This is a genomic window from Nitrosomonas communis (assembly GCF_024102715.1).
In the GTDB taxonomy this organism is placed as follows: domain Bacteria; phylum Pseudomonadota; class Gammaproteobacteria; order Burkholderiales; family Nitrosomonadaceae; genus Nitrosomonas; species Nitrosomonas communis_B.
In genome coordinates this window covers 24,550-32,126 of sequence record NZ_JAGFJM010000136.1, presented here as the reverse complement: position 1 = coordinate 32,126, position 7,577 = coordinate 24,550, and the positions used below count along the sequence as shown (strand labels likewise).

At 45.5% G+C, this 7,577-nt stretch carries 10 protein-coding genes; 4 read left to right on the top strand and 6 right to left on the bottom strand.

The genetic code is table 11. From position 1 onward, the window contains the following. Positions 1-332: 332 nt before the first annotated feature. The gene (locus tag J5I83_RS13280) at positions 333-617 is read left to right on the top strand and encodes a hypothetical protein (RefSeq protein ID WP_304056927.1); all 285 of its coding nucleotides are present in this window, start codon (positions 333-335) and stop codon (positions 615-617) included. A gap of 41 nt (positions 618-658) precedes the next feature. Here the strand turns inward: J5I83_RS13280 and J5I83_RS13275 are convergent, their stop codons facing one another. The 5 genes from J5I83_RS13275 to zigA all read right to left on the bottom strand — a co-directional run bounded on the left by J5I83_RS13275 (position 659) and on the right by zigA (position 3,712). Next, positions 659-964 (bottom strand): type II toxin-antitoxin system RelE/ParE family toxin, encoded by a 306-nt coding sequence (locus J5I83_RS13275; protein WP_090539905.1) that lies wholly within the window; start codon positions 962-964, stop codon positions 659-661. Then, entirely contained in the window at positions 958-1,137 is a 180-nt protein-coding gene (locus tag J5I83_RS13270) for a hypothetical protein (protein ID WP_304056923.1), read from the bottom strand. Before J5I83_RS13270 ends, J5I83_RS13275 begins: the two co-directional genes overlap by 7 nt. A gap of 157 nt (positions 1,138-1,294) precedes the next feature. Further along, complete coding sequence (locus J5I83_RS13265; protein ID WP_304056921.1) at positions 1,295-1,759, bottom strand: Fur family transcriptional regulator; 465 nt, start codon at positions 1,757-1,759, stop codon at positions 1,295-1,297. Positions 1,760-1,812: 53 nt separating this feature from the next. Then, a complete protein-coding gene (locus tag J5I83_RS13260) occupies positions 1,813-2,484 on the bottom strand; it encodes a DUF1826 domain-containing protein (RefSeq protein ID WP_304056918.1) in 672 nt (223 codons plus the stop codon). A gap of 1 nt (position 2,485) precedes the next feature. Next, a complete protein-coding gene (zigA, locus tag J5I83_RS13255) occupies positions 2,486-3,712 on the bottom strand; it encodes a zinc metallochaperone GTPase ZigA (protein WP_304056915.1) in 1,227 nt (408 codons plus the stop codon). Positions 3,713-3,951: 239 nt separating this feature from the next. Here zigA and J5I83_RS13250 point away from each other — a divergent pair, with 239 nt between their 5' ends. From J5I83_RS13250 to J5I83_RS13240, 3 genes are all read left to right on the top strand, one after another. After that, positions 3,952-4,767, top strand: coding sequence for an SDR family NAD(P)-dependent oxidoreductase (locus J5I83_RS13250; protein ID WP_304056912.1), 816 nt, complete (start codon positions 3,952-3,954; stop codon positions 4,765-4,767). Positions 4,768-4,950: 183 nt separating this feature from the next. Next, complete coding sequence (locus J5I83_RS13245; protein ID WP_304056911.1) at positions 4,951-6,279, top strand: PhoH family protein; 1,329 nt, start codon at positions 4,951-4,953, stop codon at positions 6,277-6,279. Positions 6,280-6,516: 237 nt separating this feature from the next. Further along, the gene (locus tag J5I83_RS13240) at positions 6,517-7,311 is read left to right on the top strand and encodes a CPBP family intramembrane glutamic endopeptidase (RefSeq protein ID WP_304056909.1); all 795 of its coding nucleotides are present in this window, start codon (positions 6,517-6,519) and stop codon (positions 7,309-7,311) included. A 104-nt stretch (positions 7,312-7,415) separates the two neighbouring features. On the opposite strand, the gene J5I83_RS13235 is transcribed toward J5I83_RS13240, so the two are convergent. After that, positions 7,416-7,556: a hypothetical protein gene (locus J5I83_RS13235; RefSeq protein WP_304056907.1), complete on the bottom strand. Its 141-nt coding sequence runs from the start codon at positions 7,554-7,556 to the stop codon at positions 7,416-7,418. Between the last annotated feature and the right edge of the window lie 21 nt (positions 7,557-7,577).

The window sequence follows — 7,577 nt, the reverse complement described above, 5'->3', positions numbered from 1 at the left end:
GAACCGGAACTGGCTGCTATCTACCAAGCGCTAAACTTGGATCCGTTACCAGGAGGAGTTATCAAAACATACGTGTAAGCTTGATGTCACAGAAAAAATCAAATGTAGTGCCTTACGATCATTTTTTGCTTTGTAACATATTAATTGTTAGTGTGTTTTAAAATGTGATGTTAAAGATGGGCTAGCAATTGCATCAACTCGGACTGCCAACTACGCTGCACTTCAGGCTTATGGCCAAGTCTTGCCTTTTGCCATCTTTGGCTGTTTCACAATAGACTCACCCGAGAATAATGCAAACCAAAACAATCTTCATCCCTTGCATGCGTCGAGAGATGAAGATTTTACGAAGCATGCCATTACATGGAATCACTCTGACAGCGTGCACAAAGCCCATGCAGCTCGAGTTGCTGATGTGCCAAGGTAAAGCCGGTGTTTTGTATGCTGCACAGAATTTGAGGTCAGGTCGCGGTTGCGGCTTGGCCTCAATTTCTGTGCTCGAACCGGAAGTTGCAAAAGCATTTCCTAAGGAGAAAGCAGTAAATGAGGCGTTGATATTATTGATTAAGCTGGCTCGGGCATCAACTGGTCTAACAAAAGACTCAAGTGAATGTTCGTAAAATGCACTGACTAGCCCTATTGGGGGATATCATCAAAGGGTCTAGTCTTTTGCTTCCCTTAAAATATCGTCGCTTATTAGTTTTCTTCTTTGATGTACCACAGCGAGTATCAATATAGCCTGATTACTGATCTCATAAATAATTCGATAAGAATACAGGGGCAATTCCCTCACATTATCATCGTTGAGCTCGGGGACTATTCTGCCAATTTTTGGAAACTCGTCTAGCCCCTCGATTTCCTCGCGGATATCCTGAACAACTTTCTTGGCGTAATAACGGGAATCATGGGCGATAAAATCATGGATAGCACGTAAATCGGCCTTCGCTGGCTCAGTCCAGATTACCACACCTCTATTTCTCGCTTAAGTTGTTCGCTGGTCACAGTTTTCCCCTGCTCCGCAGCTTCTTGCCCCTTCCTAATCTTATCCAACACATAAAGCCGATACATAATTTCATCCATATCTGCATCGTCTGGCAATTGGTCAATCGTTTTCAATGCTTCCTGTTTTGCTGCTGGCATATTACTTACCTCGCTTTCAGATAAAATACTTTGTTGGTATTACCATAAAATAGTCTTTAATCTTGAATCTGCCAAGTGTCTTAAAATTTGACTGGTCCGTGAACAATGCAATCCAAAATAATCCCTCACCTCTTTCACGCATTCAAAAGCATGGCCATTACATCGAGTCACTTTGACAGCGTTCACAAAGCCCATGCAGCTCAAGTTGCTGGTGGGCCAGGGTAAAGCCGGTGTTTTGTATGCTGCGCGCGAGCTCCGTCATGATGTGCTGTTTGATGCCGATTTCTTTGACAGCATGGCAGCGGTCACAAATCAGAAATTGCGGGGTTTCGTGTTGATGGTCACAGGCAATATGGGCGCAAGCTATATATAAACTGGCTGTTTCGAGCTTGTGCACCAGTTTTTCCTGAAGCAGGAAATCCAGTATGCGATAAACCGACATGACCGGTAATGATTCATTAAATTGTGTTTTATATCTTTCCGCAATTTCATAGGCAGAAAGAGGCGTCGAGGAACGCAGCAACACGACGAGCACATTTTTGCGCTTGATGGTTAATTTAACGCCTGCCGATGCGCATGCTTCTTGTGATTTCTGGATGATATGGTCAATATCGACGGACATTTCTCATCATTTCCTGTGACTTAATCAACGATTAACCGTTATTCATAACCGATTCAAGCAAAATCCAAAGTCAGCAGTAGCCGCGTTTCATTCGTATCAAGCGCTGGTGAACGATGAATCACGCCATCTCCTTCCTGTTCATCCCATTGCTCACCTTTGAACAAAGCGATATCTCCTTCCTGCAAGCGTTGGATTGGGTAGTGCTTAGCAAATGCATCGGCCCTTTCTTTGGATTCGTTGTAAGCCGCAAGCATAACACGATCGATAGCTTTACTATCCAGCCACTCCGTCCCTTTGCCGGCATACGTCGTGATCAGGCGGCAAGGCACTTTGTCTGCGTGGAATCGCGGACACATGGTTTTGGTCAGCACATTCAGCCGCACACCGACCTTCTCCAGCTCGAACAGACAGGCAAACATCTCGACCACCCAGCGAACATCCTCAATGAAGGCATTCCGCGTGTGATGCTGGGGCAGCAATGCCTTCAAGCTATTTCCTACCTGCGTTACATTGATGGGCTGCACCAGTTCAAAGCCAATGTGCTCTTGCTGTAAATATGCGGCATAGTGTTTGATACCGGCGCTGAGCACACGCTGCAGAATGCATATTTTAATAAGGTCATCATAGATGCGCGCAAGTATTTCCGGTTCATGGCCTACGATACTGATACTTTGCCTTACTGAAGAGGGGGCGGGTGAATTGGCTGATAATATAGACGCGCGCATGTCAATTCCTCTCCCAGGAAGGAAATGGGTCCGGCATTGTCAACCAATAGCTTTTGCCGGCATGCAGTTCAGTATCAGTCAGCAGGCATTCATCCAGCCATTGGCAGATTGCTTGTTCGTCCAGATTCTGTCCGATAAAGACCAGCTCCTGCCGCATATCGCCAAATGGTTCCACCCACTGCGCCTGGATCGATGCCAGATAGTCCTCATCCGTGGGCCATTGCTCCTTCGGCACGGCTTTCCAGAACATTCCGCCATAACCATGGCGCGCAATGCCGCCCGCTTGATTCCACTGCCCGGCATAATCCGGTCGCGTTGCCAGCCAGAAATAGCCTTTGGAGCGCAGTAATTTGCCTTCTGTCCAGGGCTGATGCAGAAAATTGTAAAAGCGTTGCGGGTGAAATGGCTTTCTCGCAGTGTAAACAAAGCTGCTGATGCCGTATTCCTCTGTTTCCGGAATATGTTCTCCGCGTAATTCCTTCAGCCAGCCGGGCGCCTGCTGGGCGCGCTCAAAACTGAATTTGCACGTATTCAGCAACTTGGCCAAATCAGCACGTCCATTTTCAATCGGAATAATCTCAGCTTGCGTATTGAGACAGCGCATGATGCCCTGTAGCCGGGCTAATTCGTCTGGAGTGATCAGATCAGTCTTATTGATCAAAATCACATCGCTGAACTCAACCTGATCGGCCAGCAAATCGGCCACGCTGCGCTCGTCTTCTTCCCCAAGGCTTTCACCCGTCTCTTGCAGCATTCTGGGTTCTTCAAAGTCTTTAAGGAAATTAACAGCATCGACCACAGTAACCATGGTATCCAGCCGCGCGATATCCGATAGGCTGACACCATTTTCATCCGCAAAGGTAAACGTCTCCGCGATCGGCAACGGTTCAGAAATGCCGGTCGACTCGATCACCAGGTAATCAAATTTTCTTTCGGCAGCAAGCTTGCGTACTTCGATCAAGAGATCTTCACGCAAGGTGCAGCAGATGCAACCATTGCTCATCTCGACCAATTTTTCTTCGGCGCGATTGAACGAAACTTCTTTCTCAATCATCGAGGCATCGATATTGATCTCGCTCATATCATTCACGATCACGGCGACACGCCGACCTTGCCGGTTATTGAGAATATGATTCAGTACTGTTGTTTTACCGGCGCCCAGGAAACCTGAAAGAATAGTGACCGGCAGACAGGAAGGAGATTTATTTAAAGCATTGGGTGCAGGCATGCAGAGCTCCAGAGCAACTTAATCATGATTGATATGATACAACATATCATTAATTGAGAAAGTAAAAATTTATTTTCATGCCATGAAACACGAGCGAGATAGATTCTGGGAGAGCTTGCAGATTATGCCAGCACTTTCAAATCAGCAAGGCAATTTTGGCGGGTTTTGATTGCCTTTTAAGCATGAACCGGTTATTTTCAATTCGTTATTTTTCTGGCTGCCTTCTATTACATCAAATCATGACACAACGCATTGCATTGGTAACCGGCGCATCCAGCGGTATTGGCAGAGCGACCGCTCTACTGCTCGCTAAAAATGGCTATTATGTCTTTGCCATGGCACGGCGCATGTATAGGCTGGAACAAATCCGTTCCGATCACATCGAGCCGATTTGTTTGGATGTGACTGATGCAGCAGCGATCGAGGCAGCGGTAAAACATGCCATGGCAACCAAAGGCCGGATTGACTTGCTGGTGAACAACGCTGGCTACGGTCAGTTGGGCGCAATCGAATGCGTTTCCATGGAAGCGGCCCATCAACAGTTTGAAGTCAATGTCTTCGGCTATGCACGCTTCATGCAGGCGGTCGTGCCACATATGCGCGCGCAGCAGTCCGGCTGCATTATCAACATCGCCTCCATCCTGGGTAAAACCTCCATTCCGGGATTCGGTTGGTATGCGGCGTCCAAGCATGCTGTGGAGGCATTGTCAGAAACCTTGCGGGGTGAAGTGATGAAATTCGGCATCAGCGTCGTGGTCATTGCGCCTGGCCTGATTAAAACAGAATTTGCCGCAAAGGAGTTTGAATTGCTCAAAACAGTTGCGCATCCGCCTGCTTATCAGAAACTGCTTACCGCACTTCCTCGTCTTTTGGCGGGCGAGCCCAAAGCGCCTGGCCCCGAAATCATTGCAAGAGCAGTGCTTGATGCCGCTACCGCCTCCTTTTCCCCTATGCGGCATGCCTTGCCTTTGGATTCCAAAACGGCAGTGGTATCAAGATGGCTGCTCGGTGGCCGCCTTTTTGACTGGGCGGTTCGTCTTAAGATGAAAATCTAAGCGTTCGCACAACAGCATCGAAGTTATTTCAGCGAAAAGGGAAAAAATTGCTCCAATCACGCCCTATCTTGCCTTGCCAGCATGTTTGCGAAAACACGACACATATGCGCTTCCTGAGGTGGTTTCTGTGATAAAAAAAGTGTATATACTCTTGTTAGATGATAACTAACCATACCAAAACCCATGGCAAAACGCGCTAAAAAAATCTACGTACTGGATACTTCGGTTTTGCTTTTCGATCACAACGCCATTAAAAACTTTGAAGAAAATGATGTGGCCATTCCCATTACCTGCCTGGAAGAACTCGATCGTTTTAAAGTAGGCAATGAAATGAAGAACTTTGAAGCAAGAGAAGTGATCCGGTTCCTGGATAAGCTTTCAGGCAATTATGGTTTAAACAGCTGGATTCCGCTTGGGCCAAAGAAAGGGAAACTGAGAATTATCATGTCCAACCTGCTTACCGGTACGGATGCAGAAGAAATTTATGGCAAAGGAAAAAACGATCACAAGATCATCAACGCAGCATTGACGTTGGCCCATTCCGAAAAATTTGCCAAGGTTGTATTGGTCACGAAGGATATCAATCTGCGCTTGAAAGCCAAGGCCATTGGCCTGCCTTCAGAGGACTATGAAACCGGCAAAGTTAAAAACGTCAAGAATGTTTCGACTGGATTTCCGGTGATTGAGGGCATTGCTGCCACGACTATCAGCGAGCTTTATCGAAAAGGACGTATTGAAGAAGCCAGTCTGCTCGGTAACCATAAAATAGCCAATGGTTATTACATTCTTAAAAATGGCAGTGACTCGGTTCTGGCGCGATACAACGAAACCCTGAATACCATCGAGCGGGTCGAAAAAACCTATGTGTACAATATCAAACCCAGAAATGCCGAACAGGCTTTCGCTGTAAATGCATTAATGAATGACGAGATCAAGCTCGTTGCCCTTCAGGGCGTGGCTGGAACCGGGAAAACCCTGTTGGCACTTGCATCTGCGCTTGAACAAAAGAATAAATACAATCAGATCATTCTCGCCCGGCCGGTTATACCGCTGAGCAATCGCGAGATCGGCTTTCTGCCTGGAAGTGCTGAAGATAAGATCTCCCCTTACATGCAACCATTGTGGGATAACCTGACATACATCAAAAGCCAGTTCCGTGCCACTGAAAGGAAATCCAAAGTGCTGGATGATATGGAAGAAAATGGCAAACTTTCGATCACTGCCCTGGCTTTTATTCGCGGACGCAGTTTATCCAATGTGATGTTCATTATTGACGAAGCGCAGAACCTCACGCCACATGAAGTTAAAACGATCATCACCCGTGCCGGTGAGGGAACCAAGGTGGTGTTTACAGGTGACATCAACCAGATCGACACCCCTTATATGGACGAGCAATCCAACGGTCTTACTTACCTGATTGATCGCTTGAAAGGACATCCTTTATTCGCGCATATCCGTCTTGAGAAGGGAGAGCGTTCGGCTTTGGCGAATCTCGCAAATGAACTGCTGTAATTATCTTCCTTAGAAGAAATTTTCAGCGAATAAAACGGTGCTGATAGTCGCAGTACACATTTTATATTCATTCAGCTAAACCACATTTTGTTTTAATCATCGGCGTGATAATCTCGACATTGCAATATGACGTTTAAATCTGCATTATTCCCGACATCCATCAACAATTGACGCGCCACCAAATAAATAGTTGTGTCGCACAAGCCACTGGAATAGGAATTTTTACTTCACTGAAAAATGCTTAGGTTTTTAATCCCTCAATCCGATCAAATTTTTACCAAATTACTGCAATGGCAAACAAACAAAGCGAGTTTAAAAGTAGCGCTGGTTTGTATTGTAGTGGCATTGGCACTGACCTTTAACCGCTACTTGGGAGATTATCGCTTTGTATTATCCATACTGAAAAGCATAGAACTCACTTATCTTGCAAATATCTTTCAATCATTCATGCTGTACCATGCTGATGCTCAGCTACATCAATTGATGTTCTGGGCATCATCTATCATATTGTTTTACTTTATTCTTCCTTTACTGGTTATTATACTGATTATAAAAGAAAATCTCAGTGACTACGGCTTAGCACCCAATTACAGTTTTAGCAATTACCGGCCTTATCTTCTGATGATCATCAGTATGTTTCCCATAATTGCTTATTTCTCAGGAACAGAAAGCTTTATGGCAAGCTATCCTTTTTATGGTATTGGGAAAAATGAGGCGCTTTATCCAAATTTTGTTATTTGGCAGACGTTTTATTTTTTTCAGTTTGTTGCCCTTGAATTTTTATTCCGAGGATTTTTATTGCATGGAACTAAACGAGAATTTGGCATTTACGCTATCTTTGTCATGACAATTCCCTATTGTATGATTCATTTTGGCAAACCGCTCCCCGAAACGATTGGCGCCATTGTTGCCGGTATTGTATTAGGTGCAATGAGTCTGAAAAGTAAGAGTATCTGGCCGGGTGTGATGCTGCACTACGGTATTGCAATCATGATGGATTTATGTGTGTTGTATCGTAAAGGCATATTATGAGCAGGCCACTGTGATTCTGATGTTAATGGGTATCAAAAAAAACCGCCCTGACAGGGCGGTAAAATACTTGCCTCATCATATTTGCGTCATATGCTTAGTGCTAGCTAGCTTTTTCCCTCTTGTTTGTCCGGCATAGATTCACGTTCCATCATCGCGCTTGGCGGATACTGACCAGGTTTTGGTTCCATGCAGGCTGTAAGAGAGGAAGCTGCCAAGAGTGCAGCTAATATAAGTGAAAGTTTCATTGTTGCAGTCTCCTATAATAG

Excerpts from the sequence above, each read along its gene's own strand:
- J5I83_RS13280 (WP_304056927.1), top strand. The coding sequence starts at position 333 with ATGAAGATTTTACGAAGCATGCCATTACATGGAATCACTCTGACAGCG.
- J5I83_RS13270 (WP_304056923.1), bottom strand. The coding sequence starts at position 1,137 with ATGCCAGCAGCAAAACAGGAAGCATTGAAAACGATTGACCAATTGCCA.
- J5I83_RS13265 (WP_304056921.1), bottom strand. The coding sequence starts at position 1,759 with ATGTCCGTCGATATTGACCATATCATCCAGAAATCACAAGAAGCATGC.
- J5I83_RS13260 (WP_304056918.1), bottom strand. The coding sequence starts at position 2,484 with ATGCGCGCGTCTATATTATCAGCCAATTCACCCGCCCCCTCTTCAGTA.
- zigA (WP_304056915.1), bottom strand. The coding sequence starts at position 3,712 with ATGCCTGCACCCAATGCTTTAAATAAATCTCCTTCCTGTCTGCCGGTC.
- J5I83_RS13250 (WP_304056912.1), top strand. The coding sequence starts at position 3,952 with ATGACACAACGCATTGCATTGGTAACCGGCGCATCCAGCGGTATTGGC.
- J5I83_RS13245 (WP_304056911.1), top strand. The coding sequence starts at position 4,951 with ATGGCAAAACGCGCTAAAAAAATCTACGTACTGGATACTTCGGTTTTG.
- J5I83_RS13240 (WP_304056909.1), top strand. The coding sequence starts at position 6,517 with ATGCTTAGGTTTTTAATCCCTCAATCCGATCAAATTTTTACCAAATTA.
- J5I83_RS13235 (WP_304056907.1), bottom strand. The coding sequence starts at position 7,556 with ATGAAACTTTCACTTATATTAGCTGCACTCTTGGCAGCTTCCTCTCTT.